Source organism: Enterobacter sp. SGAir0187, assembly GCF_002952735.2.
Lineage (GTDB): Bacteria > Pseudomonadota > Gammaproteobacteria > Enterobacterales > Enterobacteriaceae > Enterobacter > Enterobacter quasiroggenkampii.
Genome location: NZ_CP025034.2, coordinates 1,533,268 through 1,559,458 on the forward strand (window position 1 = coordinate 1,533,268; position 26,191 = coordinate 1,559,458).

The window sequence follows — 26,191 nt, forward strand, 5'->3', positions numbered from 1 at the left end:
CCACGGATCAGCTATGCGCATACTTCACACCTCGGACTGGCATCTGGGTCAAAATTTTTACAGCAAAAGCCGTGCGGCTGAACATGAAGCGTTCCTGGGCTGGCTGCTGGAAACGGCCCGGACGCACGAGGTGGACGCGATTATTGTGGCGGGTGACATCTTTGATACCGGCTCGCCGCCGAGCTATGCACGCGAGCTGTATAACCGCTTCGTGGTGAATCTGCAGCAAACCGGCTGTCATCTGGTGATTGTCGCCGGCAACCATGATTCCGTCGCAACGCTGAATGAATCCCGTGACATCCTGGCGTTTCTCAATACCACCGTCGTCGCCAGCGCCGGGCACGCCCCGCAGATTCTGAAAAAGCGCGACGGGTCGCCGGGGGCGGTGCTGTGTCCGATACCGTTTTTACGTCCGCGCGACATCGTGCAAAGCCAGGCGGGGCTGTCGGGCGCGGAAAAGCAGCAACATTTATTGCAGGCCATCACCGACTATTACCACCAGCAGCACGCCGAAGCCTGTGCCCTGCGCGGTGACCAGTCGATTCCGGTGATTGCGACCGGGCACCTCACCACCGTCGGGGCCAGTAAAAGTGACGCCGTGCGTGACATCTATATCGGCACGCTGGACGCCTTTCCGGCGCAGCACTTCCCGCCCGCCGACTACATTGCGCTCGGGCACATTCACCGGGCGCAGATCGTCGGCGGCTGCGAGCACATCCGCTACTGCGGCTCGCCTCTTTCGCTCAGCTTTGACGAAACGGGCAAAGCCAAATCCGTACATCTGGTGACCTTCTCCGACGGAAAACTCAGCGCCGTCGAGACGCTGGAGGTGCCCGTCACCCAGCCGCTGGCAGTGCTGAAAGGCGATCTCAATGCCATCACCGCCCAGCTGGAGCAGTGGCGCGGCGTCGAGCAAGATCCCCCCATCTGGCTGGACATCGAAATCACCACCGACGACTACCTGCACGATATGCAGCGAAAAATCCAGGCGCTGACCGAAGATTTGCCGGTTGAGGTCTTGCTGGTGCGCCGCAGCCGCGAGCAGCGCGAGAAAATCCTGTTAAGCGCTCAACGCGAAACGCTCAGTGAACTGGGGGTCGAAGAGGTGTTTGAACGCAGACTCTCGCAGGAGGAAATCGACGAGGCGAAGCGCGCAAGGCTCAGCGAGCTGTTCAGCCATACCCTGCATGCGCTCAATGATGAGGAAGAAAACGCATGAAAATTTTGAGCCTGCGCCTGAAAAACCTCAACTCCCTCAAGGGCGAGTGGAAAATTGATTTTACCGCTGAGCCGTTTGCCAGCAACGGGCTGTTTGCCATCACTGGCGCGACCGGGGCAGGTAAAACCACCCTGCTCGACGCCATCTGTCTGGCGCTTTATCACGAAACGCCGCGACTGCAGAAGGTCTCCCAGGCGCAAAACGACCTGATGACGCGCGACACCGCCGAGTGCCTGGCGGAAGTGGAGTTCGAGGTAAAAGGCACCGCCTATCGCGCCTTCTGGAGCCAGAACCGCGCGCGCAACCAGCCGGACGGGAACCTGCAGGCGCCGCGCGTGGAGCTGGCGCGCTGCGAAGATGGCAAAATCCTGGCCGACAAAGTGACGGATAAGCTGGAGCAAACCGCCGCGCTCACCGGGCTGGACTACGGACGCTTTACCCGCTCCATGCTGCTTTCTCAGGGGCAGTTTGCTGCCTTTCTCAACGCCAAACCGAGCGATCGCGCCGAGCTGCTGGAAGAGCTGACCGGTACCGAGATCTACGGCCAGATTTCCGCCATGGTGTTTGAGAAACACAAAGCCGCCCGCAGCGTGCTTGAAAAGTGCGAGGCGCAGGCGGCGGGCGTCGTGCTGTTGAGCGAAGAACAACAGCAGCAGTTACAGCAAAGTTTGCAGGCACTTACTGACGAAGAGAAAACCCTGCTGGAACAGCAGCAAAATCAACAGAAAGATTTTCAGTGGCTTACGCGCCATGATGAGCTCGTGCGCGAGCAACAGCGCGTCACCGCAATGCAGCAGCAGACGCAACAGGCGCTGACGGACGCTGCGCCTGAGCTGGCAAAACTGCAGCTTGCTCTCCCCGCCGCCCAGCTTCGGCCGCTTTGGGAGCATCAGCAGGAGCAAACCGCGCGCCTGACGCAAACCCAGCAGCGAATTATCGAAGTAAATACTCGCTTACAGGCCAGAACCGCGCTGCGTTCGCGTATCCGCAATACCGCCCTGCGTGACCACGAGCAGCGACAGGCCGAGCTGTCGGCGCTGGCGCAGTGGCTGGCGGAGCACGAGCGCTATCGTCTGTTAGGCCAGGAGATTGCAGGCTGGCGTGCCCAGTTCTCACAGCTTAACCGCGATAAAACGCAGTTAGCCTCGCTTGCTGCGCGGATAGGTGAATTACGCAACAGGCTGACTGCGATGCCGGAAAATGCGCTGACGCTGACGGCGGATGAAGTCAGCGCGGCCATGGAGCAGCAGTCCCGGTTACGCACGCTGCGCCAGCAGCTGACGTCGCTGCATGCCCGCTATCAGCCGCTGCAAAAGCGCCTGCGCCAGAGCAGTGAAAGCGTGCAGAAGGCGCAGGCCGAACAAAGTAAGCTTAATGAAACGCTGACGCTGCGCCGCCAGCAGTACAAAGAGAAAAACCAGCACTATCAGGATCTGAAGGCCCTGTGCGAAACCGAAGCAACAATTAAGAAGCTGGAGCATTACCGCTCCCAGCTTGAGGCGGGCAAACCCTGTCCGCTGTGCGGTTCCTGCGAACATCCGGCCGTTGAGCAATATCAGTCGCTTGAGCTGACGGATAACCAGCGCCGCCGTGATGCCCTGGAAAAAGAGGTTGCCGCCCTTAAAGAGGAAGGCCTGCTGCTGCTGGGACAGGTCAATGCCCTGACTCAGCAGATCCAGCGCGAGACAGACGAAGTTCAGACGCTCTCTCAGGAAGAGCAAGCGCTCACTAAAGAGTGGGTGGCGGCCTGCACGTCACTGAACATTACTTTGAATATTCAGGACGATATCGCGCCATGGCTGAACGAGCAGGAACAGTACGAGCGCCAGCTTTATCAGCTCAGTCAGCGGCTGACCCTGCAGAACCAGCTGAGCGAACAGGAAGCGCAGGAGCAGCAGTATCAGCAGCAGCTGGCGGCCACGCGGCAGGCGCTGGAGCATGCCCTGCTCGCGCTCTCACTTAACGCACCTGAAGAGGGTCAGGAAGCCGCCTGGCTTCAGGCCCGTGAAGCTGAATTCGCGCAGTGGCAGGAGAAACAAACGCAGCACGGCGTGCTTCAGGAACGTATAAACGCCCTGAAGCCACTGCTCGACGCGCTTCCGGCAACGAACAGCGAAGACGCCGAACCGGTTATTCCTGATAACTGGCGCGCCATCCACGACGAATGCGTGTCGCTGCAAAGCCAGCTTACCGCGCAACAGCAGCAGGAAGCGCTGGAGCGAGAGCGCCTGCAGCAGTCGCAGACGCAGTTCACCGCGGCGCTCTCGGCAAGCTGCTTTGCCGACCAGGACGCGTTTCTTGCCGCCCTGCTGGATGACGATGCCATTCGCCATCTCGAACAGCGAAAGCAGTCGCTGGAAAACCAGATACAGCAGGCCGCGGCGCTGTGCGGGCAAGCGAACCAACAGCTGCAGTCTCATCTGGCGCAGAGGCCGCAAGGGCTCAACGCCGATGTACCCACGCTGCAAAGCCAGCTGCAGCAGCTGGCACAACAGCTTCGCGAGAACACCACGCATCAGGGCGAGATCCGTCAGCAGCTTAAGCAGGACAGCGATAACCGGCAGCACCAGCTGGCGTTGATGCAGCAAATTGAAGAGGCCGCGCGCCAGGCGGATGACTGGGGGTACCTGAACGCGCTGATCGGCTCCAGCACCGGCGACAAGTTCCGTAAGTTCGCCCAGGGGCTGACGCTGGACAATCTTGTCTGGCTTGCTAACCAGCAGCTTAACCGTCTGCACGGGCGTTATCTGCTGCAGCGTAAGGCCAGTGACGCGCTGGAGCTGGAAGTGGTCGATACCTGGCAGGCGGATGCGGTCCGCGATACCCGCACTCTCTCCGGCGGCGAGAGCTTCCTGGTCAGCCTGGCGCTGGCGCTGGCGCTTTCCGATCTGGTGAGTCATAAAACGCGGATCGATTCGCTGTTCCTGGATGAAGGGTTCGGCACGCTCGACAGTGAGACGCTGGATACGGCGCTGGATGCGCTCGACGCGCTGAACGCCACCGGGAAAACCATCGGCGTGATCAGCCACGTAGAGGCGATGAAAGAGCGTATTCCGGTGCAGATCAAAGTGAAGAAGATTAACGGGCTGGGGTATAGCAGGCTGGATAAGGTGTTTGCGGTGGAATAAATGGGGGGAGGGGTGCCGTCTGGTGCCCTCACCCTGGCCCTCTCCCACAGGGCTGAGGAATCCCCACAAAATAATACCAGCACGGACGACCCCCTCTCCCTTGAGGGAGAGGGCTGGGGTGAGGGGGAACATACGGCTCTGGTGGTCATTCCGTTCACTTTATGTTCCTTGCTACTCTGTAAGGACATGGCCGGTGAACGTGCCAGGGCGGCTCAATCGCCGCCGCCCTGGCGACCCGGGCTCCCGGCGGTAAATCGCCGCTTCGCGGTGCCTTCGGCTTATTCCTTCCGGCTTGTCGGGGACGGGCGGAGGTAACATCCCTGTAAAGCCCGCCCTCTCGGCGCATCCATGCGCCTCGCCCCGGCCTACAGGAAACGCCTCAGCGATTTACAGCCGGACCAGGGCATCGCTGTAAGCCATTTATTTTCCTGAAGTCACATGCATCGCTTCAGGTATAAAATTACTGGGGATTCCTCACCCGACAGGGAGAGGGTAGAAACATTAAAAACGGCAACGCAAGTTGCCGTTTCGCGTTTATTCCGGCCACAGCCACGCCGCGCCGCGCACGCCGCTGGAGTCCCCGTGCAGCGCTTTGCGGATCGGGGTTTCACACTCGCCGCCGAAGACCCACTGCTTCACCAGGTTCGGCACCGTGGCGTACAGCCGATCGACGTTGCTCATGCCGCCGCCGAGCACAATCACGTCCGGATCGAGAATATTCACCACGTGCGCCAGGGATTTCGCCAGCCGCATTTCGTAGCGGCTAAGGGCCAGCTCGGCCACCGGGTCCTGCGCTTCGACCAGACGCATAATTTCGTTGCCCTTCAGCGGCTGGCCGCTCAGGCGATGGTAGTCGGTCGCAAAACCGGTACCGGAGATAAACGTCTCAATACAGCCCTGTTTTCCGCAGTAGCACGGGACTTCAGTGCGGTATTTGAGTTCGTCTTCATCCATCCACGGCAGCGGGTTGTGTCCCCACTCGCCCGCCGTGCCGTTACCGCCGATATGGGCACGCCCGCCAAACGCCACGCCCGCGCCGCAGCCGGTACCGACGATCACGGCAAACACGGTCTGGGCACCGGCCGCCGCACCGTCGATGGCCTCAGAGACGGCCAGGCAGTTGGCGTCGTTGGCCAGACGCACTTCCCGGTTCAGGCGCGCGCTTAAATCTTTATCAAACGGCTGACCGTTGAGCCAGGTGGAGTTCGCATTTTTAACCACGCCGGTATACGGCGAGATCGACCCCGGGATCCCCATCCCGACGCTGCCAGTTTGCCCAGTCGCCTCCTCGGCCATCTCAACCAGCCTGGCAATGGTCTCAATAGTCTGGTGATAATCATCGCGCGGCGTAGGCAGACGGTGGCGGAACAGCTGTTCCCCCTGCTCGCTCAGTGCGATAACTTCTGTTTTGGTGCCGCCCAAATCAATGCCAATACGCACAAGACTCTCCTCATTATTTTGATTATCAACAGAGTAGAAGCACGCTTCCCGATTAGCAATGCAAGCGATGCGACAATTCGTTATCATGCCCGCTGATTTAACGACAAGGCCGTGGAAATTATCATGCTGTGGTTCAAAAATTTGATGGTTTACCGTCTCAGCCGCGACGTTTCGCTGCGTGCAGAAGAGATGGAAAAACAGTTAGCCGCTTATACCTTTTCCCCTTGCGGTAGCCAGGATATGGCAAAAACCGGTTGGGTTCCGCCAATGGGTTCACAAAGCGATGCACTGACCCACGCCAGCAGCACGGGTCAAATCATCGTCTGCGCCCGTAAAGAAGAGAAGATTCTGCCCACGCCGGTGGTTAAGCAGGCGCTCGAGGCGAAAATTTTCAAGCTGGAAGCCGAGCAGGGCCGCAAGCTGAAAAAGACCGAAAAAGATTCGCTGAAAGACGAAGTGCTGCACTCTCTGCTGCCGCGCGCCTTCAGCCGCTTCAGCCAGACCATGATGTGGATCGACACCGTTAACGGGCTGATCATGGTGGACTGCGCCAGCGCCAAGAAAGCAGAAGATACGCTGGCCCTGCTGCGTAAGAGCATCGGCTCGTTACCGGTCGTTCCGCTGGCGCTGGAAACGCCAATTGAGTTAACGCTGACCGAATGGGTACGCAGCGGTGCTGCGGCACAGGGTTTCCAGATCCTTGATGAAGCCGAGCTGAAAGCCCTGCTGGAAGATGGCGGCGTGATCCGCGCGAAGAAGCAGGATCTGGTCAGCGACGAGATCGCCGTACACATTGAAGCGGGTAAAGTGGTCACCAAGCTGGCGCTCGACTGGCAGCAGCGCATCCAGTTCGTGATGTGCGACGACGGCTCCGTGAAGCGTCTGAAGTTCTGCGACGAGCTGCGCGATCAGAACGAAGATATCGACCGGGAAGATTACGCCCAGCGTTTTGACGCGGACTTCATCCTGATGACCGGCGAGCTGGCCGCGTTGATTCAGAATCTGGTGGAAGGTCTCGGCGGCGAAGCGCAGAGATAACGGGTAAAACGTAGGCCGGGTAAGCGTTAGCGCCACCCGGCTAATTTTTTATTTCAGGTAGCGGCACAGATAAGAGGTAGGCTCAGCCACCTGCAAATGAAATTCGCTGTGACCAGGGACGTTGAAAACTTGCCCGGCAGCGTAAACTTTCCATTCCGTTTCACCCGGCAGCAGGACGTTCAGCGCGCCGCTGACCACCGTCATCTCTTCCGCTTCCGCCGTGCCAAAGGTATATTCCCCTTCCGCCATTACGCCAACGCTGGCGCGGCCAGTGCTGCTGCTGGTAAAACCAATGGATTTCACTTTACCGGAAAAGTATTCGTTACTCTGAAGCATGAACTGGCCCTTATATTTTTAGATAAAAATTCACTATAGGGGCCATGCTCATCACCTGTCACGCAAAATCATTACATGAGCAGTTCTGAGGCCAGGCGAGCCATCAGAACGTTGGATAACAGCACCGGCACATCCAGCGCTTTTTGCAGCAAATCACGATGATGCTGGTGGAACCCCAGGCAGTCCAGAATCAGGACATCGGCCCCTCTTTCCAGCAGTTCCTTCCCGGCCGCAATGAGTTTGGCCTCACTGTCCCAGAACGGATTGGCCAGCGCGTATAAGGGCACTTTTTCCAGCACGTGCCATTTTGCCTCCTGGTTATCCATGAGCTCCTCAATGGGGACAATCACCCCCACCTGATGACCATCCACGATGGAGGCCACCAGCGGCGGAATGATGCGCATCGGTTCCAGCAGAATCGCATTGCGCGCCATGAGCCCCTTAATGGGGGCCGTGCTCATCAGCAAAATAACGTCATAACCTTGATTATCGAGCACTTCTATTACGCCCTGCAGCGAGCGCTCGATTTTCTGGCGTGAAACATGCGCCAGTTTACCGTCACTTAATAACGTCGCCAGGGGATCCTCCCCCGCCTCGACAGCGTAGTCCTCCATGACCTCTTCCCGACTCATCTTCCCCAGCAGGCTCAGATGCGTTATCTGTTGTTCAGATACATGCTCGGTTAAGAGCGGTAACACTTCGCTTACAGGGACCACACCAATGGTGAGGATCGCCAACGTTGCCTTCATCTTTATCGCCTTCCATTACTCCAACATCGTGCACACAGGTACAGGCTCACTACGCTGCACAGTTCATTTTTTCAACAAAACAGCACCAAGCGTAGCAGGTGATCCCGACATCGAAATGTAAAGATCGCCTGCCGATACCAGAGTTACTTGTAATAACTAAATATTAACTCCTGCTTAACTTTCACGATGAGTAAAAAGTGTGATTCAGGCACGATCCTGGAGCGTTTAGGAAAACATTCAGGTTATGTCGGGATCTTCGTAGCGCCGTTTCGCATCCAGCGCTTCCTGTTCAGTCTCGTGTTCACTGATCAGCGAGTCCGGTTTTGGGTGATCGGCACGCAGTTGATACCAGGTCACGGTATGACCCGTATGGCCTTTTTCAACGGTAACAATGCGCGCTTCACGCGGATAGGGAGGTCTGGTTGGCATAGCTCATCCTTTTTTTATGTCTGAGCTATAAGTATAGACGCCGCTTAGCTGGCACACGCCAAACGCAGGGCGGTAATAATCTGAATCACAACGTCTTCGGGAGAGGCTGACGCATCCACCACGTGGTGAGCCGCTTCGCGGTATAACGCATCGCGTTCCGCCAGCACTTCACTCACCTCTTCGTTCAGCGGCCTCGAGGTTAGCGCGGGGCGTTGCCCCTCTTCCGGAAAGGCTTCCAGACGCCCAACCAGGGCCGACACCGGCGCGCTGAGGTAAATCACAATCCCCTTTTCGCGCATAAACTGACGATTACACTCCGCCAGAACAATGCCCCCGCCTGTTGCGATAACCGCAGACGAGATAGTGACCGCTTTCAGCGCGGCGGTTTCGCGTGCGCGAAAGCTTTCCCATCCCTCTTGCTCCACAATCTCAGCGATGGTTTTTCCAGCCTCGGTTTGCAGCCAGTGGTCGGTATCCACAAACTGGCGATGACACACGCGTGCCAGCTCCAGGCCAACGGTGGTTTTCCCACAGCCGCGGGGGCCAACTAAAAAGATGGGTTGGGTCATAGCCAGGTGTTCCCCTTGATGCCGGATGGCTGAAGAGTGTAAAGAAATAATTGCAGAAGATGTTGCGATTACTTTACTGCAAAGCGGTACGGGATGACAACCCTGTGGAGGCCACACTGTACCACAAATTGACAATAATTATCATTACGCTGTGCGGCGCTTCACTTCCAGCAGCCATTTATCCAGTTCGGCAGCAAACTGCTGGCGATCGCGCTGTGACAGGCTATCCGGCCCACCGGTCTGCACGCCGCTGGCCCGCATCGTATCCATAAAATCGCGCATAGTGAGCTTCTCGCGAATGGTCGACGGCGAGTATCGCTCTCCGCGCGGATTGAGCGCCGCCGCCCCTTTCTCCAGCACTTCGGCAGCCAGCGGAATATCCGCCGTGATCACCAGATCCTCCGCGCTGCACAGGCGGACAATTTCGTTATCCGCTACGTCAAACCCGGCCGGCACGCGTAAAGAGCGGATGAAGCGCGAAGGCGGTACGCGAATATTCTGGTTCGCCACCAGCGTCAGCGGCATCTGAACGCGCTCGGCGGCACGAAATAAAATCTCTTTAATCACATTCGGACACGCGTCCGCATCAACCCAAATCGCCATATTGTCTCCCCATAATAACTCTGCCGACTATTGTCGCCTGCATTTCGTTGTTAAGCTATCAATCAGAGAAAACAACGCATAATGACGGAGAATCGTGATGGACAAGAAAATCGGGTTTATCGGCTGCGGTAACATGGGCAAAGCCATCCTGGGCGGTCTGATCGCCAGCGGGCAGGTGCTGCCGGGTCAGATTTGGGTCTATACCCCGTCACCGGACAAGGTCGCCGCGTTGCGCGATCAGTACGGGATCAACGCCGCCGAAAGCGCGCAGGAAGTGGCCCAGGTCGCCGATATCGTCTTTGGCGCCGTCAAGCCGAACATCATGATTAAAGTGCTGAGCGATATCACCTCCAGCCTGAACAAAGAGACGCTGGTGGTGTCGATTGCCGCGGGCGTCACGCTCGATCAGCTGGCGCGCGCGCTGGGTCACGACCGCAAAATCGTCCGTGCGATGCCGAACACACCGTCGCTGGTCAACGCCGGCATGACCTCCGTCACGCCTAACGCCCTGGTGACCTCAGAAGACGTGGCGGATGTACTGAACATTTTCCGCTGCTTCGGTGAAGCAGAAGTGATTGCCGAATCGATGATCCATCCGGTAGTCGGCGTCAGTGGTTCTGCGCCTGCGTATGTCTTCATGTTTTTAGAAGCGATGGCCGATGCCGCCGTGCTTGGCGGAATGCCGCGCGCCCAGGCGTATAAGTTCGCCGCGCAGGCCGTCATGGGCTCCGCCAAAATGGTGCTGGAGACCGGCAAACACCCGGGCGAGCTGAAAGATATGGTCTGCTCCCCTGGCGGTACCACCATCGAAGCAGTGCGGGTGCTGGAAGAGCGCGGATTCCGCTCGGCCGTCATTGAAGCCATGGCAAAATGCATGGAAAAATCAGAGAAGCTGAGTAAATCCTGATCCTCGCCGTCGGGCGTCAGGCCGCCACTTCGGTGCGGCCGCGCCCGGCATTTTTCGCCTTGTACAGCGCCACGTCAGCCGCCTTTAGCCATTCCCGATAGTGTCCAAACTGCGGCCCCCAGGGGGCAACGCCCACGCTAATGCGCAGCGCTTCTTTTGGCGCGCACGGTAACGTCAGCTTTTCCAGCCGCTCATGCACCCGGGACATCACGGCGATCGCGCTTTCCGCCGCGGTCTGCGACATAATCACCGCAAACTCATCCCCGCCAAACCGGCCGATGGCATCACCTGACCGCACCGACATCTGGAGCTGGCGCGTGATGGCAATGATCGCCTCGTCGCCCACGGCGTGCCCCCAGGTATCGTTGATATTTTTAAAGTGGTCGATATCAATCAGCAAAATCGTGGCGGTGCAGTGGTCACGGCGGCAATGCTCAAATTCATTTCGCAGCAGCATTTCCCAGTGGCGTCGATTAAAGACCCCGGTCATGCCGTCGCGGGTGCTCATCATTTCCAGCCGCTGCTTGTGCTCAGCAAGCCTGACGGCGGTGCGGTGGCTGAGCCAGGCAAACAGCATGGGATAAAGCACCAGCACCGGCAGCGTTAAGCCCCACTCCACCGGGTCGGGGTTAAAGACGGCCACGCGGCCGACAAGCGGCAGCGTCACCAGCGCGGAGAGCAGGGTCAACAGGATCCCCGGAATAAACAGACGACAGCCCCCGGAGCCCATCATATTCATCCCTACCATCATCACCAGCGCTGCCGTGGGTAACGCGCTCATCCCCATCACGCCGATCCAGAGCCCGGCAATGATGGCATCGATCTTAAGATTGAATACTTCCTGCTGATGAGGTGACGCGGCCCGGCAGGATAACTGCCAGGCGAAATGGGGCCAGACGAACGCCCAACCGACCAGTAAAAGCCACCAGCCTCCGGGTAAAAAATGGGTGACCAGCATTCCTGCAACCGGAAAAAACATCGCTGCCAGCCCCACGGCGCGCGCCAGCCGAACCCGCCGGGCAAACTGAATGCCGGCGCGGTGAGGGTCATCCTGAGAAAGGGTTAAATTCCACTCTTCCCGAATGCGCTTTTTGTTGTAATACGTTTCATCATTCATCATTTTTGGGAATATTCTGAAACATTTTCCCAAATTATAGAGAGGGGGTCTGCGGGGAAAGTATGAAATTTCGGGTGAGCCGCCGGAGCCGCTCACCCGTTCGAACTACACTTTTTTCTTCAGGCAGGCACTCATAAACTTGCTGCGGTCATCCCCTTTCAGAGACTGTTCGGTGGCCTTGGCATTACACTCGCGCATCTTTTGCTGCTGAGGCGTCAGGCTTTTTTCAGCTGGCTTCGCGGCGCCGTTTTTGAGGCAGTCGCTCATGTAGGTCTTGCGAGCATCGCCCTTCAGACTCTGAGACGTCGCCTGTTGATTACAGGTGGTCATACGCTGCTGCTGCGGCGTTAACGTTTTCTCTTCCGCGTTCGCCGAGGCGACCAGGAACAGGCCGGAGAGCAGAGTAACCAGTAATGTTGTTTTCATTGCACCATCCTTTTGTGAACATTCCCTGTAAGTCTGGTTCGTGACAGGAAAAAAACCACCCGGCAGATGTGATTTCCGCCGGGATTTTTATCATTTCAGACCCAGTGCCGCCTTCATGGTGTAGAACAGATCCGTTTGATCCGTCAGGCCTACCACGTTTGCCGCGTGCGGGCCGTAAGCGGCAATGCGCAGCTGGGTGCCCGTGTGCTCCATGGACTCTTCTTCAGAGTTACCGTAGCTCATCACCATGACGGCACCATCTTTGGTGTTCAGCGCCTGCGTCAGGCCAGGGGCTTTGGTATCTGGCGGAATGATCTGGCTGGCGTGCGCGTGGTCCGCGGTGACGATCACCAGGGTGTTACCGTCTTTTTTCGCGAACGCGAGCGCTTTCTGCACCGCTTCGTCCAGATCGACGGTTTCGCCAATCTGACCGCACGGATTCGCCGCATGATCCTGCTTATCGATTGACGCGCCTTCTACCTGCAGGAAGAACCCTTTTTCGCCCTTGCTCAGCAGAGAGATCGCTTTATCGGTCATCGCCGCCAGCGTCGGTACGCTGTCCGTGCGTTTCGGGTTTGGCGTACAGGTCACCGCAGGCTTATCGATATTGCCGTGATACGAGGCTTTTGGACCTTCCCAGCGCACGGGCATGTTACCGTCGGAGAACAGCCCCAGCAGCGGCTTGTCCTGGTTCGCCTCGCTTATCGCCGCCAGAGCATTTGCGTCACTCACCAGCTGATAGCCGCGAGCCTGCGCCTGCTCGCGCAGCGTTTTGCCCTGCCATTCGCCCGCCGTCGCGGTTTCCGCGAAGGTTTTCGCGCCGCCGCCCAGCGTCACGTCAGGACGTGCGTTCAGCAGTTGTTCCGTAATCGAGCCTTTCCCGCCTTTTTCCAGCGCATTTGTTGGGCATTTTTCGCTGGTCACTGACGGGCCGTAGCACTTACGCGAGGTCACGTGTGCCACCAGCGCCGCAGGCGTCGCATCCTGAAGTTCAGCGGTAGAGACGTTGCCGGTCGCCAGGCCCGCCGCTTTTGCCATCTCCAGAAGGGTTTGATGATCGTGTTCGTGAATATCCACGCCCAGCGCACCATTATAGGTTTTCACGCCGGTGGACCACGCCGTGGCAGAGGCCGCGGAATCCGTTACGTAATCCGGTTTACCGGTTTTTTTATCCAGCGCGTAGTGGGTATATTGTCCGGTTAGCGGTAAGGCGTCGATACCTTTAAAAAAGCCGCCCGCTCCCTCGGCATAATTTCGCGCCGCCGTGATTTCGGAATCGCCCATTCCATCGCCAATCAGCAGAATAATATTTTTTGCCGGCTTCTCATTCAGCGAAGCGCGAATAGCAGCAGTTTGATCTTCTGATAAACGGCGCGCGCCGCCAGGCTGGGTGATATCCCCTTTTGCCGCACGATTATCCAGCACGCTGGTTTGTGTCGTATCTGCATAAATGGCAGGGGTAATTAACAGGGGAAGTAATGCAATGAAAAGTGCGCTCTGTTTCAATTTATTTTCTCCATGTACAAATACATAAAAATAAAAACAGAGCGACTATAGGCATCCTGCATGACAATTCTATGACACGTCGTTACGTCCTGTGACGGTTTAGCTGCGCGGATGCCTTAACAGCTTCTTTACGTACTGGTGAAGCATCTCCGCATCCTCAACCGGTACCTGCGATTCAGGCCTGACGCTCTCCAGCGCGCCTTCCACGCTCTCAATCAACGCCTGCTGATCGGTTTTCGCCATTTGTCGCAGCAACGCGGTGACCACAATCTCAAGCGCTTCGACCTGAGCCACCAGCTCTTTTGACTCTTCTTCCTTTTGTGCCAGCTTGACCAGCAATTCAGCAATGAGGTTTTTCATCGTGCCAGTTCCTTTTCAGTTTTATCTGACGTTATCACTCTGAATCCCTATTGCAAAGAGAAGAAATTAATTATGGTATGCAAAAGTGACACAGGAACGAAAATAAAGAGGTAGCGCCGTGAGCGAAACGTTTTTCTAAAAAAGACGCCGCATTTTGTTATATAAAAATGCGGCTACCATAAGAATATATAATACATCTTCGAAAGTGTTATCTCGCCGATTTGGCCTCCGCCATTTGTCTGCGGCGTCGCAGCGCAATAGCCAGCTGGATAATATTGATTAAAACAACAATCGCTGTCGCCGCAAATACCCAACGAAAACCGGCCATTGCGGAAACGGATGCGCCAATAAGCGGACCGGCAACATTCCCCAGATACATAAATGACTGGTTATATCCAAAAATTCGCCCCGTCACCTGGTCGCTGGAATATTTGACCAGCAGGGTCTGTACCGCAGGCAACATGGCGCCGTCAGCAAAGCCGAGCAGAAATCGCAATATGCCAAGCTGAAGCGGAGAAGTGACAAACGACATCGCGAAGAAGAGCACCACCGCAAAGATCAGCGTCGCCATCAGGATGCGCGCCGTGCCGATCCTGTCCCCCAGTTTACCCAGACGCGGTGCGGAAATCAGGGCGGATACGCCCGGCACGGCGGCAATCATGCCGCTCAGAAAAGCGATATTCGTGCTCTCCGGCTCCATCGACTTAATAAACAGCGCCAGAATCGGACCGACCGAACCGTTACAGAGCTGGATCACCATGGTGGTCACAAACAGGCTAATCATCAGCCCCGGATAAGGCAGCGAGGCGAAAACGGCCTTGCCGCTGAGACGTTCAGATTTATTGATAACCGGACGGCCCCCTTCTTTAATCAGAAAGAGCGTGACCAGAAAACTGACCACCAGCAGGATCGCGGTGATAATAAATACCGCGCGCAACCCGACGTGGTCCGCCAGAAAGCCCCCCAGCAGCGGCCCGCCAATGACGCCGCTGATCTGTGCCGTGGAGAGCGTACTCAGCGCCCAGCCGCTACGTTCGCGCGGCACCTGAGAGGCGACCAGCGCCATGGCGTTTGGAATATACCCGGACGTCAACCCCATCACCGCCCGCAGGAAAAACAGCTGCCAGACGTTGGTGGCGAAGGCCTGCAGCAGAATGGCAATCGCCATCCCGAGCGAGGCGCGCAGCAGCATCAGTTTACGGCCTTTTCGATCTGCCAGGCTGCCCCACATCGGTGACACAATGGCGGAGACCAGAAACGTGACGCTGAACGTCAGACCGGACCACATGGAAAGCGCTTCATGCGAGGTCACCCCCAGCTGCGACACGTACAGCGGCAGGAACGGTAAAATCTGGCTGATGGCCAGCCCGGTAAAGAAGCAACCGAACCAGACCGAGATAAGATTAACTTTCCAGGATTCCATAACGAAATAGTCTTCATTTTTAGGCGAATTCGCCGACAGATTAGCAAGTTACGCGTGTCAACGTCGCACCAGAGATGCGGCCCGACAGACTTTGGTGTTTTATCTTCCCAGTCATCATATTTGTGAAATAAGTCACAATTCATCCATTTCCTGGCGGAATATTATGCTTCACCGGCAGAGGCCAAAACCGCGCATTCCCAGATGAAAATGGTTTGCATGCGCCGCGTTATACTCCGGTCCCAGGCCGTTCCCGTAGTAGCCGCAGCTCGCCGCCAGCATGGCCTTCAGCCAGGGCTGCGTTGTTGTCGCCTTCCAGCCATTCAGCACCGTGACGCGTTCACCGTTCGCCAGACGAAAAGCGGCAATATCCAGCGCCTCCGCCGTGGCATGTTCACTGCGGCGCGCGTCAGGGCGGTGATAAATATTGCGGCAGGCAAAGCTGCCAAGGTGGTCGATACTCGCGAGCTCGCTGCCCGTATAGCGTTTTGTCAGCGGCCGGGCCTGCTGGCTGATAAAGAGAGCTGAGCTGAGCGCCAGCGGGCAGCTGGCAAGAAAGCTGTTGTTCAGGCCGACGGGACCAAAGTCACGCACGCGCACGACGTTGTTAAGGGGACACGCGCCGCCGCTGTCCGCTACCGGCAGGGTGCGGATGAGATCGCGTTGATTAGCCTGTAACAGCAGGCTCGCGCACGCCTCGGGCGTTAAGCGCCGAAGCTTATACTGAGTGATTCGGCCTGGCGGATCGTCAAGCGTCAGCGGCGTGAAAGGGTTGTAGTAAGGCGGCAACCAGCGGTAACCCAGCGTTGCGATGGTCAAAATGATAAATCCGGTCAGCAGCGTTTTTCCTCTCACTCTCCCCCCTCAACATTCCCCAAAACATTATGGCAGAAGGCCGCGAAACACGCCGGGCATCGTGGTATGTTATTGGCTTTTCGTCAGACTGGAAGAGAGTGAGATGGCTAAGCAGCGCGTAGGTATTGTCTTTGGGGGAAAATCAGCGGAGCACGAAGTGTCATTGCAATCGGCTAAAAATATCGTTGATGCGATCGATAAAAGCCGTTTCGACGTGGTGCTGCTGGGCATTGATAAACAGGGCCAGTGGCACGTTAACGATGCCAGCCAGTATCTGCTCAATGCTCACGATCCGGCACACATCGCCCTGAATCCTTCAGAAGTGAGCGTCGCCACCGTACCCGGCGTCGTGAAGGGGCAGCTTATCGACGCCGGCAATGCACAGGCTCTCGCCCAGATCGACGTCGTCTTCCCTATCGTTCACGGCACACTGGGCGAAGATGGTTCCCTGCAGGGAATGCTGCGCATGGCCAACCTGCCGTTCGTCGGCTCGGATGTCCTCGGCTCTGCCGCCTGCATGGACAAAGACGTGACCAAACGCCTGCTGCGCGATGCCGGGCTGAATATTGCCCCGTTCGTTACGCTCACCCGCGCCAACCGCGACAAACACACCTTCGCGCAAATCAGCGGAGAGCTGGGTCTGCCGCTGTTTGTGAAGCCAGCAAACCAGGGCTCCTCCGTGGGTGTCAGTAAAGTGACCAGCGAAGCTGAGTTCACACAAGCCGTCCGCCTGGCGTTTGAGTTCGACCATAAAGTGGTGGTTGAGCAGGGCATCAAAGGCCGTGAAATTGAGTGCGCCGTGCTGGGCAACGATTTCCCACAGGCCAGCACCTGCGGTGAAGTGGTCTTAAAAAGCGACTTCTACTCGTACGACACCAAATACATTGATGATAAAGGCGCGCAGGTTGTCGTGCCTGCGGATCTCGATCCGGCGGTTAACGATAAGATCCGGGCGATCGCCATTCGCGCTTATCAGACGCTCGGCTGCTGCGGCATGGCGCGCGTGGATGTGTTCCTGACGGCGGAAAACGAGGTGGTGATCAATGAAATTAACACGCTGCCGGGGTTCACTAACATCAGCATGTATCCGAAGCTGTGGCAGGCGAGCGGCCTGAGCTACCCGGAATTGATCACCCGCCTGATCGAACTCGCGCTGGAGCGTCACGCCGCCGACAGCGCGCTTAAAAGTTCCGTAAACGGTTAATCGGCGCGCGTCGCCGACTCTGCCTCATCCGCTGTCGTCTCTTCAGGACGACGGCGGATAATCAACCCCGCCAGCCAGAAACTGATGACCCAGGTCACCAGCCCGACGGCATAGGTTTGCCAGCCTTTTGCTTCAAACCCCAGCAGGCCCACGACACCGTTAAGAATAAAGATCAGCCCGATTGCGAAGGCGTAGTAGTGCCAGTCACGGCGTAGTTTGGACGTGAGCTTCATAACAACTCCGGCAGGAAAAAAAGACATCCTCTCACAGTTTTACGACCAGGTCTGTGGCACATACGGAAATTCTGAAACGCGACGCAATTTCACTTAAGTTAATAAATTGTGACGTGCTGCAGAAATCAACAATCCAGGAGGATTCCGTCGCCTAAATTACCACGATTCTGATATTGACAAATGCGATGACCTGTCAAACTCACCCTGTACGAAGCGTATTAACAGAGCGATTTATCCGGAGGTCATCATGGCTGACTTTACATTGTCGAAACCGATTTTTGGCGGAAAACCAAAAACCTCCACGGCGGGTAATATCGCGTATGCCCTGTTTGTCCTGTTCTGCTTCTGGGCTGGCTCGCAGCTGCTCAATATGCTGGTCCATGCGCCCGGCGTTTACGAACACCTGATGCAGGTGCAGGATAACGGACGCCCGCGAGTTGAGATTGGCTTTGGCGTCAGCACCCTGTTCGGCCTGATCCCCTTCCTCGCGGGATGTATGATTCTGGGCGTTGTGGCATTAGTGCTGCGCTTTCGCCGCCGTCGTTAAAGCCCCATACAGCGAGCCCGGCGATCGTCCACGCGTTTTGCGAACCACGCGGTGGTCAGGTTACGCGTGATCTTCGGGCTTTCCAGCTGAATACCTGGCAGGATAGCCCTCGGTAACGTTTTCCCACTTTTCTGCTCTGCAAGCGCAAACACCTTCTTGTACAGATCCGTTTTCTCAAAGGCCAGGCTGTCGCCTTTCTCAAGCTGACGGCGAATGTCGCTGTTGCTCAAGCCAAGCGTGGTCGATAATTTCCGTACGGCAAGCTCAGTGCTTCCCGCCTCGCTGCTGCCGTAAGCGATGAGATCGCCGTCCAGCGCGAGCTTAACGCCGCTTGCGCGGCTGACCGCACTCTGGAATGCCGCATTACGGCTGGCATACCAGCCGGCGTTAAAGTCGGCAAAGCGATACAGCGGCTCATCGTAGTTCGCCGGGTAGTTCAGCAGCTGATACGTGCCGAACCACAGCCCGCCACGCAGGGAGAAGACCTCCTGGCGCACCGTGCCGTCGATTTTCCACGGGTAGCCGTCGGTATGCTTCTCCGCGAACGCGATGCTTACCTGCATTGGGCCGCCGGTGTGGACCGGGTTCAGTGAACCAAACAGCTTCTGCCCCATTGGGACCATGCTGATGAAATCATCAAAGATAGCGCTAAGCTGTTTTTCGGTTTTCACCGTATCCAGCCGCTCGCTGTAGCTTTTGCCGTTCGGCGAGGTGATTTTAAGCGCGGTATGCACAAGGAACACCGGGATATGCATAGACTCCGCGCGGCGGTCGATCTCTTTCCAGGCGATTTTATTTAGCCCCGGCACAGCCGGGTCTGACTGGTACATCGACTCCTGCTGCGCCACCGCCAGCACCGAACAGATGTTCTCCTCGGTGGGCGCGATCTTTTGGCTTTCAAAGGTTTTTGCCAGCGCGTCTGCCCACGCATTGCGATCCTTCACGCTGGCGGGCATTTTCTGCCGCACAACGCTTGCCACATCGACGGGCTTCTCCCCCTTTTTGAGCGGAGCGGCCCCCTTTTCGGCACAGCCTGCCAGCACGAAAGCGGCCAGAATGGTCAACGGTAATGCGCGCGGTACGGCAAAAGGCATAGCAACGTCCTGTATTAGCTAAATGTGTTGGTGACTTCCTGCAGGTCACGATCGTCCAGCTCGCGTTCAAAGCTGCGCAGACGTTTGTAGATGGACATCAATTCCACCAGCGTGGTCCAGGAGCTGATCAGGTACTGGAATGACCCACGAACCTGACCGAAAACGTTGGTGATCTGCGTCATCAGCCCGAGCGTAATCGTACCCGCAACAATGGACGGAAACAGCAGGAACAAACCGAAAACGTTATCCACCTGCAGATACAAAATACGCGCAATGTTGAAATACATGTAGTGGAAATAGAGTCGGAAGTAGTTACGACGTACGGCGCCAAACAGCTCGCGGACGGTTGGCGGCGAAGCGCGGTTGGCATCGTCTTCACCGTAAACCAGCTCTTTACGGTAAGCGGCTTCCACGCGTTGATTCTTAAACTCCAGACCCGGCAGTTTGATCCCCACCACCGCCAGCAGGCCCGTCCCCATCAGCGACCAGACAATCGCGGCAATCACCAGACCATACGGAATATGACCGACAATAGGCAGATCCGGCACGTGCGCAGAGAGCGTCACCAGCACCGGCAGGAAGGCAATCAGCGTCATGATGGCGTTGATAAAGCTTACGCCCATGTCTTCAAGCGTGGAGGCAAAACGCATGGTGTCTTCCTGCACACGCTGCGCGGCACCTTCGATATGGCGCAGGTGCTGCCAGTGCGCCATATAATGTTCGTTCATCGCGGTACGCCAGCGGAAAACGTAGTGGCTGACGAAGAAGTTGTTCATCACGCCGATGATAACCGCAATCAGGGCGATGCCGAGGAAGACGCCAACTTCATGGTAGAACTGGTTGATGGTCACCTTATGCGGCGAGCTCAGCGCGGTCTGGATCAGATCGTAGAACGGCGCATACCAGGCGTTCACTGCCACGCCCACCTCCACGAGGAACCAGGTCACAAAGATAATCAGCGATGTGCCGAGGATCGACCAGTACTGCCAGCGGTGCGGAGAATAGACAAACCAGAACAAGGCAAACAGCCCTACGCACACCGTGTAATAGGCGTAAAACAGCAGGTAGCTCAACGACCAAAAGCGCGCCGCGCTAATCGGCACCTCGCCAGTCGCCCCCGTGATGCGCGTCAGCCATGCGCCGCCGCCCGCCTGCCAGAAAATGACCGCGATCAGTGCCCAAATAAATGCCGACAGGAAAAAAGGCCCCGGCTTTGGGAAAAAAGACTTAAACATAATGCTCCCTTCTTGTTGTTATGGCTGTTGCTGTGTACAACACGTCACCACACGAAAACCTGCCCGAGCCAGCCTCCCGGCTCCGGCAAAAAGGTCAGACCCGATCGTTAATTATTAGTTCGCTTTCCAGTTTTCAAGAATTGTTTCGGTGCGTTTCACCGCGAGAGGATTCGCTGGCGCAATGAAGTTACGCCAGACGTCGTTGTGATGGTTAATCAGGATCTGTGCGTCAGCAGCCGGACGGTTGGCGGTGGTATGGGCATCTTCCGCCACGGTGATGTGATAACCCCGGCTGACGCCGTTCTTAACCGTCGCATCGACGCAGTAATCGGTGGCGCAGCCGCAAATGACAAACTCGCGAATGCCCTGCTCCCACAGCAGCGTCTCAAGCCCGGTGTTGTAGAAGGCATCACAGGCCGTTTTGGTCACGTAAAGCGCGTCGGCAGGCTGATGGAGTTCAGGCAGTAGCGCAAACCCTGCACTCCCCTCTTCCAGCCCACCGGCCTCGGTGTGCTGTATAAAAATCACCGTGTCGGCTGCCTGCGTAAGCTGGTTGATCAGAGAGACACACTTTTCGCGCTGATGACGAGGGGTTTCAAATACCCCGTTCTGCATATCGACAACCATAACCACACGCTTCTCAGACATACCGTTCTCCGTAAGATTGAGTGACACTGGTGCCTATCATAAGCCCGATGTCACAAAATGGGAGATGGCTCGCAAGTAAATTGTTCATATTTACCCATGGTTACGTTTTTCTCGCTATCGTTATGCAATTCGGGGCATTGCACGGTACCGATTAGTAGTATAAATACCCATTACTTTCCTCATTCACTTCATGGATGCTTTTCGTTGAAACGTTGTCTGCTCTCTTTTGCCGCGCTGTGTGCGGTGAGCTTCTCTACCGCCCAGGCAGCCCAACCGCTGACGGCTCCCGTTTTAGCTTCAGATATTGCCGATCGCTACGCGAACCTTATCTATTACGGCAGCGGCGCGACCGGAATGGCGATGGTTGTCATCGACGGAAACCAGCGTGTATTCCGCAGCTTTGGCGAAACGCGCCCGGGAAATAACATTCACCCGCAGCTGGATTCCGTCATCCGCATCGCATCCTTAACCAAGCTCATGACCAGCGAAATGCTGGTGAAACTGCTCGACCAGGGCGTGGTGAAGCTCGACGATCCGCTCAGCAAATACGCGCCGCCAGGTGCCCGGGTCCCCACGTATCAGGGAACCCCGATCCGGCTTGTGAACCTTGCTACCCACACCAGCGCCCTGCCGCGTGAGCAGCCAGGCGGAGCGGCGCATCGTGACGTGTTTGTCTGGCCAACGCGCGACCAGCGCTGGAGCTATCTGAGTACCGCCACGCTGAAAGCGGCACCGGGCTCGCAGGCCTCTTATTCAAACCTGGCTTTCGACCTGCTGGCGGATGCCCTCTCAACGGCGGCTGGCAAACCCTACACGCAGCTGTTTGAAGAGCAGATCACCCGTCCGCTCGGCATGAAAGACACCACGTTTACCCCTTCCCCGGACCAGTGCCGTCGCCTGATGGTGGCGGAGAAAGGCGCCAGCCCCTGTAATAACACGCTGGCGGCCGTGGGCAGCGGCGGGGTTTACTCTACGCCTGGCGACATGATGCGCTGGATGCAGCAGTTCCTTTCCTCGGATTTCTACTCGCGCAGCAGCCAGGCCGATCGTATGCAGACCCTGATTTATCAGCGTACTCAGCTGCATCGGGTCATCGGGATGGACGTACCGGGTAAAGCCGATGCGCTCGGCATGGGGTGGGTCTATATGGCGCCGAAAAATGGGCGTCCGGGTATTATTCAGAAAACCGGCGGCGGCGGCGGATTCATCACCTATATGGCCATGATCCCGCAGTCAAACGTGGGCGCGTTTGTGGTGGTCACTCGCTCCCCGCATACGCGTTTCGTCAATATGAGTGACGGGATTAATAACCTGGTGGCAGAACTGAGCGCCAATAAAGCCCAGGTACTCACCGCATCCAACTGATATTAATATTCCGTGGGCAAGCGGTTGATGCTGACCAGCTTGCCCCGGCTCATATTGATATAGTTTCCCTGTCGCAAGGCGGCCAGAACTTCGGCAACAACAGAACGTGAAATGCGTGTGCTTTGCTGAATATGATTCATTACACCGATTTTTGAACGCAGCGTTTCATCCCACTCGGCCATATTTAACAGCATAGCCCGGATCTGGTGATAGGAGTTATTGCCCACCAGCTGCATATCGCGTTTTCCGAGAATGTAGTTTATCCAGGATAACCAACAGAAAGCCTCTTTCCAGAGTGAATTCTGTTGGATGAGTTGACGGGTAGTTTCCGTAGGTAAATAAAAACCGGTGCAGGCCGTTTTAGCCATTACCCTGTATTCCTGAGAGTGATGAATAACCACCGTAGACAGACCGAAAATAAAAGGTGCCGTCGCGATCCCCACCAGCAGTTCATCGGCAGGGCGATAGACCTCAATAACACCGGTTTGTAATACGATCGTTCGAGGCTCAATTGATTCGCCTGACGTAATTAATTGTTGGGGAGCACATGTAAAAGGGGTACTGGCCGATATTAAACACTGTTCGAGCCGGCGTAATTCAGAAAGCGGTTTCGCATTAACGTTCATGCAGACCTCAAGGCATCCGTATTTGTCGGTTCAATATTATTTTTCTTACTTCTGTAAAAAGCGGGGGAGGCAACCCCTCCCCCGCTTTCAGGTATTACCAGGTATATTTCACACCCAGGTTTGCGCCCCAGTTCTGGTCAACGTCGCCGCCGCCCAGATAAGTGGCATCCGTGTAAGCGCTGAAGTTCTTCGTGAAGCTGAACTGGGTGCCCAGCCCTACCCGCACAGCGGAGCCTTTCACGCCGTTATCAATGCTGTCACCGTTAATATCGGCATTGTTATCGGCGTCGTCATAGACCCAGGCCAGTTTGAAGTAAGGCGTCAGGGCCTGATCGCCGCCGTAGTTGAAGGTGTAACCTGTATCAACACCGAGTTCATAACGCAGGCTGTCGTAAGATTGCCCATCCATGCGCATGTCATTGCTGAGACGATAATCATCGCCAGACTGGAACAGGCCAGACACGGCTGCGTATGGTGTGACATAGCCGGACAGGTTTGGTTTCCAGTCATAGCCCAGCTTCAGCCCAAAACCAACAGCGTCATTAGTGGTGTTGCCGTCAACATACTGGCCGTTGCTCATGTTAGCAGAGAGATCGCTGTTGAAGCGGGTGTAGCTCAGGGAGCTGTCGAGGAACAGATCGTTCGCAAACTTCGCTGACGCGTAGATCATCGCCGTCTGGCTATCCTGATCGACCTGACCGGTACGATCGCTGATATCCCCCTTCGCGAAACCTGCCGCACCACCGACGATCCACTTCACATTATTACCGTCAATCTGGGTATCCAGACCGACCATAATGCCGCTCACGTCCTGATCGTAGCTAATAACACCATTGTCACCGTCGAAGTTACCACCGAAGTAGCTCACCCACGCCCCGCCGTTGTCCGCCAGGCCGTGACGGCTGTTGGTCAGACGCGTACCTACGGTATCCTGCTGCAGATTCCAGATATTGGTATTAGCAGAAGGGATACTCAGCGCCATATTGGCGTAGTCGGTCAGCGCTTTCTGCTGGAGGACAACAGAGTCACCCTGCTGCTGCGCCTGGTAAGTGTAAGCACCTAAATCGGCTTTGTTTGCAGCAGTAAAGCTGGCTGCAGTATCCGCGTTATTGTCATAGACGCGAATAATCTCTTTGTTTTTGTAATCGGCGACGGAACCGGCTCCGGTCGCGTTGTCGATACGGACCTTGTAGTTACCGGCGACGTCACCGTTCACCGCCAGATGGCCGTCAGAGTTAATGGCCACTACGCCGTAATCATAATCGGCGCTGCGCTTATCGTTGGTGATATAGCGGGCGTTGTTCAGATCGCTGTTCAGCACGTAATCACGGCTGGCAACGTTCAGCACACCGCCATCGGTCAGCACCATATTGTGCGTATCAACCTGGCCAAGCCCCAGCGCCAGCTCAGCACCGTTATCCACGGTGATGGTGTTGGCATACAGGTCGGCCGTTTCTTCCGTCAGTGCCGCACGGCTATCGCTGTCCAGATACAGATGGTCGGTAGCCACGCCGCCGTTGTCGCCGATATTCAATGAGGACGCATTGGTCAGGGTGATGGTATCCGCCAGCAGGCCTGAGTTTTCAACATTGACCTGAGACTGGTTGTTTACCGCCAGCGTGTCGATGTTAGATACCTTACGGGTATCCCACTCGGAGCCGTTATCCAGCGCGATGTTAAACAGACCGCTCTGATACACCTCTTCGCCCGCAACGTGACCGTTGCTGTCGTAAGTGGAATCAGGCCAGATACTGTTTGGAGAGAGCGTGCGCCAGTCGACGTTGCTGTAGCCCTGACCGTACATCTGCGCCGTGCCGATAGCTTCGACGCTGGACTGAGCTGCGCCCACCCATTTACTGCCGTTGGTCAGCGTAACATCGAGCGTATCAGTACCGTCCCAGCCGTTGGTGGTAGGGTTGTACACACCGTCTTCGGTGGTATCCGTTGCCGGATCGCCGTTCGGGTAGAAGTTGTTGTCGAAGGTGCTGGAGAACAGAATATCGCCCGTAACGGTGGAGTGATCGAACGTGGCGCTGGTCTGCATCGCGTTATCCGACGCGCTGGCGGCCACAATCAGCGCCGCATCGTCTGCCGCCGTCGCGCCGGTTTCACCATAGTCACTCGGCTTCGCGGTTTGACCGTAGAATCCGCTGGTCCCTAAATCGCTGTACGCGCCGGAAGTCAGTACCGAATCTTTCACCACGAGCGTGTCGGTAAAGACGTTGCTGCTGTTGGCTACGCCTTCAACACCGTCGTACGGGGTATTATCGAGTTCCTGGTACCCCTGCGTCAGGGTAATCCCCGCAACGTGGGAGTTATTCTGGATAACGATATCCGATTCCACATCCAGGGTAATCGCGTTACCCAGGGCATAAGTGTCCAGATAATGCGTCTCTGTGCTCTGGCCATTGACGACGTCATAAGCGTAATGCTCATAGGTATCGTTGATCGTAGTGTTATCCACGGTCAGGCTAAAACGATCGTACTGTGAATGTGTCGTGCCGTCGGTATCTATACCGTTTGCACACGTGGTGGTCATACACTCAGAAGTGATCATGCCGTTAATGGTGCTATTGGAAATACTCAACGCATTCGCCCGGCCATTGATGCCATCATCCAGGTAGTACGTTGAAATAACGCCATTCACGGTGGCTTTATTAATCGCGGGATAAATATCACCATCATGGATGGCATCCGAGTAATCCCAGTCGGCATAACCATAATACCAGGGGGTGGACGCTGTATTATCGTATCCGAAGGTATTATATGTCGTACCGGAAATATCCTTCGCATTGGCCTGAGAAGCGATAGCCAGGGTGCAGGCTAATGCAAGTTGAGATACAACGAGTTTCTTTTTCCATGTTTGCATTGGGTCATCCCTCCTCAGGGACGTAAGCAAGTTTGTCCATCAATGAATTTGCAATATTTAATTGCGGAGGGAATTATGCAGTTTCATTTCGAAAAGGTTCAATGAATGTTTCCATTAAGTCCGTTTTCAGACAAAAAACACATTCAGACCACAAACCAAAAGGCGTCATAAAATAAATATTATAAAAACAGAATGTTAATACACAGCTAAACCTACCGGAAGAACATACCGGAAAATAATAAATCATTTTTAATTATGCATTCATTTC

25 protein-coding genes are annotated in these 26,191 nt (G+C 56.2%); 7 read left to right on the forward strand and 18 right to left on the reverse strand.

Going from position 1 to position 26,191, the window contains the following annotated elements; translation table 11 throughout:
• The first annotated feature begins 13 nt into the window (after nucleotides 1-13).
• Nucleotides 14-1,219, forward strand: coding sequence for an exonuclease subunit SbcD (sbcD, locus tag CWR52_RS07425; RefSeq protein WP_104949278.1), 1,206 nt, complete (start codon nucleotides 14-16; stop codon nucleotides 1,217-1,219).
• Nucleotides 1,216-4,347 (forward strand): exonuclease subunit SbcC, encoded by a 3,132-nt coding sequence (gene sbcC, locus CWR52_RS07430; RefSeq protein WP_104949279.1) that lies wholly within the window; start codon nucleotides 1,216-1,218, stop codon nucleotides 4,345-4,347. The genes sbcD and sbcC overlap by 4 nt, the downstream gene beginning before the upstream one ends.
• Before the next feature lie 534 nt (nucleotides 4,348-4,881).
• Here sbcC and mak read toward each other — a convergent pair.
• Nucleotides 4,882-5,787 (reverse strand): fructokinase, encoded by a 906-nt coding sequence (mak, locus tag CWR52_RS07440; RefSeq protein ID WP_104949280.1) that lies wholly within the window; start codon nucleotides 5,785-5,787, stop codon nucleotides 4,882-4,884.
• A gap of 123 nt (nucleotides 5,788-5,910) precedes the next feature.
• Between mak and rdgC the strand changes: the two genes are divergently transcribed.
• Entirely contained in the window at nucleotides 5,911-6,825 is a 915-nt protein-coding gene (gene rdgC / locus CWR52_RS07445) for a recombination-associated protein RdgC (protein WP_023310540.1), read from the forward strand.
• 48 nt (nucleotides 6,826-6,873) lie between these two features.
• Here the strand turns inward: rdgC and ppnP are convergent, their stop codons facing one another.
• The 5 genes from ppnP to CWR52_RS07470 form a co-directional block, all read right to left on the reverse strand.
• The gene (gene ppnP, locus CWR52_RS07450; RefSeq protein ID WP_008503270.1) at nucleotides 6,874-7,161 is read right to left on the reverse strand and encodes a pyrimidine/purine nucleoside phosphorylase; all 288 of its coding nucleotides are present in this window, start codon (nucleotides 7,159-7,161) and stop codon (nucleotides 6,874-6,876) included.
• A gap of 71 nt (nucleotides 7,162-7,232) precedes the next feature.
• Complete coding sequence (locus CWR52_RS07455) at nucleotides 7,233-7,910, reverse strand: AroM family protein (RefSeq protein WP_045909804.1); 678 nt, start codon at nucleotides 7,908-7,910, stop codon at nucleotides 7,233-7,235.
• Nucleotides 7,911-8,147: 237 nt separating this feature from the next.
• Complete coding sequence (gene yaiA / locus CWR52_RS07460; RefSeq protein WP_023334675.1) at nucleotides 8,148-8,339, reverse strand: protein YaiA; 192 nt, start codon at nucleotides 8,337-8,339, stop codon at nucleotides 8,148-8,150.
• Between the two features lie 44 nt (nucleotides 8,340-8,383).
• On the reverse strand, nucleotides 8,384-8,908 hold the full coding sequence (gene aroL, locus CWR52_RS07465; RefSeq protein ID WP_104949281.1) for a shikimate kinase AroL: 525 nt from the start codon (nucleotides 8,906-8,908) through the stop codon (nucleotides 8,384-8,386).
• 144 nt (nucleotides 8,909-9,052) lie between these two features.
• Nucleotides 9,053-9,511 (reverse strand): YaiI/YqxD family protein, encoded by a 459-nt coding sequence (locus tag CWR52_RS07470; RefSeq protein ID WP_010428006.1) that lies wholly within the window; start codon nucleotides 9,509-9,511, stop codon nucleotides 9,053-9,055.
• Between the two features lie 97 nt (nucleotides 9,512-9,608).
• Between CWR52_RS07470 and proC the strand changes: the two genes are divergently transcribed.
• Entirely contained in the window at nucleotides 9,609-10,418 is an 810-nt protein-coding gene (gene proC, locus CWR52_RS07475) for a pyrroline-5-carboxylate reductase (RefSeq protein ID WP_104949282.1), read from the forward strand.
• Between the two features lie 16 nt (nucleotides 10,419-10,434).
• On the opposite strand, the gene adrA is transcribed toward proC, so the two are convergent.
• The 6 genes from adrA to CWR52_RS07505 all read right to left on the reverse strand — a co-directional run bounded on the left by adrA (nucleotide 10,435) and on the right by CWR52_RS07505 (nucleotide 16,102).
• Nucleotides 10,435-11,538, reverse strand: a complete 1,104-nt coding sequence (gene adrA / locus CWR52_RS07480; protein ID WP_104949283.1) for a diguanylate cyclase AdrA — start codon at nucleotides 11,536-11,538, stop codon at nucleotides 10,435-10,437.
• Nucleotides 11,539-11,640: 102 nt separating this feature from the next.
• A complete protein-coding gene (psiF, locus tag CWR52_RS07485; RefSeq protein WP_023334671.1) occupies nucleotides 11,641-11,961 on the reverse strand; it encodes a phosphate starvation-inducible protein PsiF in 321 nt (106 codons plus the stop codon).
• A 90-nt stretch (nucleotides 11,962-12,051) separates the two neighbouring features.
• Nucleotides 12,052-13,467 (reverse strand): alkaline phosphatase, encoded by a 1,416-nt coding sequence (gene phoA / locus CWR52_RS07490; RefSeq protein ID WP_104949284.1) that lies wholly within the window; start codon nucleotides 13,465-13,467, stop codon nucleotides 12,052-12,054.
• Between the two features lie 99 nt (nucleotides 13,468-13,566).
• Complete coding sequence (iraP, locus tag CWR52_RS07495; RefSeq protein ID WP_023293178.1) at nucleotides 13,567-13,827, reverse strand: anti-adapter protein IraP; 261 nt, start codon at nucleotides 13,825-13,827, stop codon at nucleotides 13,567-13,569.
• A 208-nt stretch (nucleotides 13,828-14,035) separates the two neighbouring features.
• Nucleotides 14,036-15,250, reverse strand: coding sequence for a multidrug efflux MFS transporter (locus CWR52_RS07500; RefSeq protein WP_104949285.1), 1,215 nt, complete (start codon nucleotides 15,248-15,250; stop codon nucleotides 14,036-14,038).
• Nucleotides 15,251-15,418: 168 nt separating this feature from the next.
• Nucleotides 15,419-16,102 (reverse strand): extensin family protein, encoded by a 684-nt coding sequence (locus CWR52_RS07505; protein WP_104949286.1) that lies wholly within the window; start codon nucleotides 16,100-16,102, stop codon nucleotides 15,419-15,421.
• Between the two features lie 103 nt (nucleotides 16,103-16,205).
• Between CWR52_RS07505 and ddlA the strand changes: the two genes are divergently transcribed.
• Nucleotides 16,206-17,306, forward strand: coding sequence for a D-alanine--D-alanine ligase (gene ddlA, locus CWR52_RS07510; protein ID WP_104949287.1), 1,101 nt, complete (start codon nucleotides 16,206-16,208; stop codon nucleotides 17,304-17,306).
• Here ddlA and CWR52_RS07515 read toward each other — a convergent pair.
• The gene (locus CWR52_RS07515; protein ID WP_104949288.1) at nucleotides 17,303-17,539 is read right to left on the reverse strand and encodes a DUF2754 domain-containing protein; all 237 of its coding nucleotides are present in this window, start codon (nucleotides 17,537-17,539) and stop codon (nucleotides 17,303-17,305) included. The genes ddlA and CWR52_RS07515 overlap by 4 nt on opposite strands.
• Nucleotides 17,540-17,786: 247 nt before the next feature.
• Here CWR52_RS07515 and CWR52_RS07520 point away from each other — a divergent pair, with 247 nt between their 5' ends.
• On the forward strand, nucleotides 17,787-18,086 hold the full coding sequence (locus CWR52_RS07520; RefSeq protein WP_008503287.1) for a DUF2755 family protein: 300 nt from the start codon (nucleotides 17,787-17,789) through the stop codon (nucleotides 18,084-18,086).
• Here CWR52_RS07520 and CWR52_RS07525 read toward each other — a convergent pair.
• The 3 genes from CWR52_RS07525 to CWR52_RS07535 form a co-directional block, all read right to left on the reverse strand.
• Nucleotides 18,083-19,180 (reverse strand): DUF1615 domain-containing protein, encoded by a 1,098-nt coding sequence (locus CWR52_RS07525; protein WP_104949289.1) that lies wholly within the window; start codon nucleotides 19,178-19,180, stop codon nucleotides 18,083-18,085. The two genes, CWR52_RS07520 and CWR52_RS07525, sit on opposite strands and share 4 nt — an antisense overlap.
• Before the next feature lie 14 nt (nucleotides 19,181-19,194).
• Entirely contained in the window at nucleotides 19,195-20,415 is a 1,221-nt protein-coding gene (gene sbmA / locus CWR52_RS07530; RefSeq protein WP_104949290.1) for a peptide antibiotic transporter SbmA, read from the reverse strand.
• Between the two features lie 114 nt (nucleotides 20,416-20,529).
• Nucleotides 20,530-21,063 carry an isochorismatase family protein gene (locus CWR52_RS07535; protein ID WP_104949291.1) on the reverse strand — a complete coding sequence of 178 codons (534 nt, stop codon included), beginning with the start codon at nucleotides 21,061-21,063 and terminating at the stop codon, nucleotides 20,530-20,532.
• Between the two features lie 204 nt (nucleotides 21,064-21,267).
• On the opposite strand from CWR52_RS07535, the gene ampH reads away from it, so the two are divergent.
• Entirely contained in the window at nucleotides 21,268-22,428 is a 1,161-nt protein-coding gene (ampH, locus tag CWR52_RS07540; RefSeq protein ID WP_032638396.1) for a D-alanyl-D-alanine-carboxypeptidase/endopeptidase AmpH, read from the forward strand.
• Nucleotides 22,429-22,430: 2 nt separating this feature from the next.
• On the opposite strand, the gene CWR52_RS07545 is transcribed toward ampH, so the two are convergent.
• Both CWR52_RS07545 and CWR52_RS07550 read right to left on the reverse strand, forming a co-directional pair.
• Nucleotides 22,431-23,054: a helix-turn-helix domain-containing protein gene (locus CWR52_RS07545; protein WP_104949292.1), complete on the reverse strand. Its 624-nt coding sequence runs from the start codon at nucleotides 23,052-23,054 to the stop codon at nucleotides 22,431-22,433.
• Nucleotides 23,055-23,148: 94 nt separating this feature from the next.
• Nucleotides 23,149-25,923 (reverse strand): autotransporter outer membrane beta-barrel domain-containing protein, encoded by a 2,775-nt coding sequence (locus tag CWR52_RS07550; RefSeq protein ID WP_104949293.1) that lies wholly within the window; start codon nucleotides 25,921-25,923, stop codon nucleotides 23,149-23,151.
• Nucleotides 25,924-26,191: the final 268 nt, after the last annotated feature.

Bases quoted from the DNA above. Each gene is read 5' to 3' on its own strand.
- sbcD (WP_104949278.1), top strand. From the start codon at position 14: ATGCGCATACTTCACACCTCGGACTGGCATCTGGGTCAAAATTTTTAC.
- sbcC (WP_104949279.1), top strand. From the start codon at position 1,216: ATGAAAATTTTGAGCCTGCGCCTGAAAAACCTCAACTCCCTCAAGGGC.
- rdgC (WP_023310540.1), top strand. From the start codon at position 5,911: ATGCTGTGGTTCAAAAATTTGATGGTTTACCGTCTCAGCCGCGACGTT.
- ppnP (WP_008503270.1), bottom strand. From the start codon at position 7,161: ATGCTTCAGAGTAACGAATACTTTTCCGGTAAAGTGAAATCCATTGGT.
- CWR52_RS07455 (WP_045909804.1), bottom strand. From the start codon at position 7,910: ATGAAGGCAACGTTGGCGATCCTCACCATTGGTGTGGTCCCTGTAAGC.
- yaiA (WP_023334675.1), bottom strand. From the start codon at position 8,339: ATGCCAACCAGACCTCCCTATCCGCGTGAAGCGCGCATTGTTACCGTT.
- aroL (WP_104949281.1), bottom strand. From the start codon at position 8,908: ATGACCCAACCCATCTTTTTAGTTGGCCCCCGCGGCTGTGGGAAAACC.
- CWR52_RS07470 (WP_010428006.1), bottom strand. From the start codon at position 9,511: ATGGCGATTTGGGTTGATGCGGACGCGTGTCCGAATGTGATTAAAGAG.
- proC (WP_104949282.1), top strand. From the start codon at position 9,609: ATGGACAAGAAAATCGGGTTTATCGGCTGCGGTAACATGGGCAAAGCC.
- adrA (WP_104949283.1), bottom strand. From the start codon at position 11,538: ATGATGAATGATGAAACGTATTACAACAAAAAGCGCATTCGGGAAGAG.
- psiF (WP_023334671.1), bottom strand. From the start codon at position 11,961: ATGAAAACAACATTACTGGTTACTCTGCTCTCCGGCCTGTTCCTGGTC.
- iraP (WP_023293178.1), bottom strand. From the start codon at position 13,827: ATGAAAAACCTCATTGCTGAATTGCTGGTCAAGCTGGCACAAAAGGAA.
- CWR52_RS07500 (WP_104949285.1), bottom strand. From the start codon at position 15,250: ATGGAATCCTGGAAAGTTAATCTTATCTCGGTCTGGTTCGGTTGCTTC.
- ddlA (WP_104949287.1), top strand. From the start codon at position 16,206: ATGGCTAAGCAGCGCGTAGGTATTGTCTTTGGGGGAAAATCAGCGGAG.
- CWR52_RS07515 (WP_104949288.1), bottom strand. From the start codon at position 17,539: ATGAAGCTCACGTCCAAACTACGCCGTGACTGGCACTACTACGCCTTC.
- CWR52_RS07520 (WP_008503287.1), top strand. From the start codon at position 17,787: ATGGCTGACTTTACATTGTCGAAACCGATTTTTGGCGGAAAACCAAAA.
- CWR52_RS07525 (WP_104949289.1), bottom strand. From the start codon at position 19,180: ATGCCTTTTGCCGTACCGCGCGCATTACCGTTGACCATTCTGGCCGCT.
- sbmA (WP_104949290.1), bottom strand. From the start codon at position 20,415: ATGTTTAAGTCTTTTTTCCCAAAGCCGGGGCCTTTTTTCCTGTCGGCA.
- CWR52_RS07535 (WP_104949291.1), bottom strand. From the start codon at position 21,063: ATGTCTGAGAAGCGTGTGGTTATGGTTGTCGATATGCAGAACGGGGTA.
- CWR52_RS07545 (WP_104949292.1), bottom strand. From the start codon at position 23,054: ATGAACGTTAATGCGAAACCGCTTTCTGAATTACGCCGGCTCGAACAG.
- CWR52_RS07550 (WP_104949293.1), bottom strand. From the start codon at position 25,923: ATGCAAACATGGAAAAAGAAACTCGTTGTATCTCAACTTGCATTAGCC.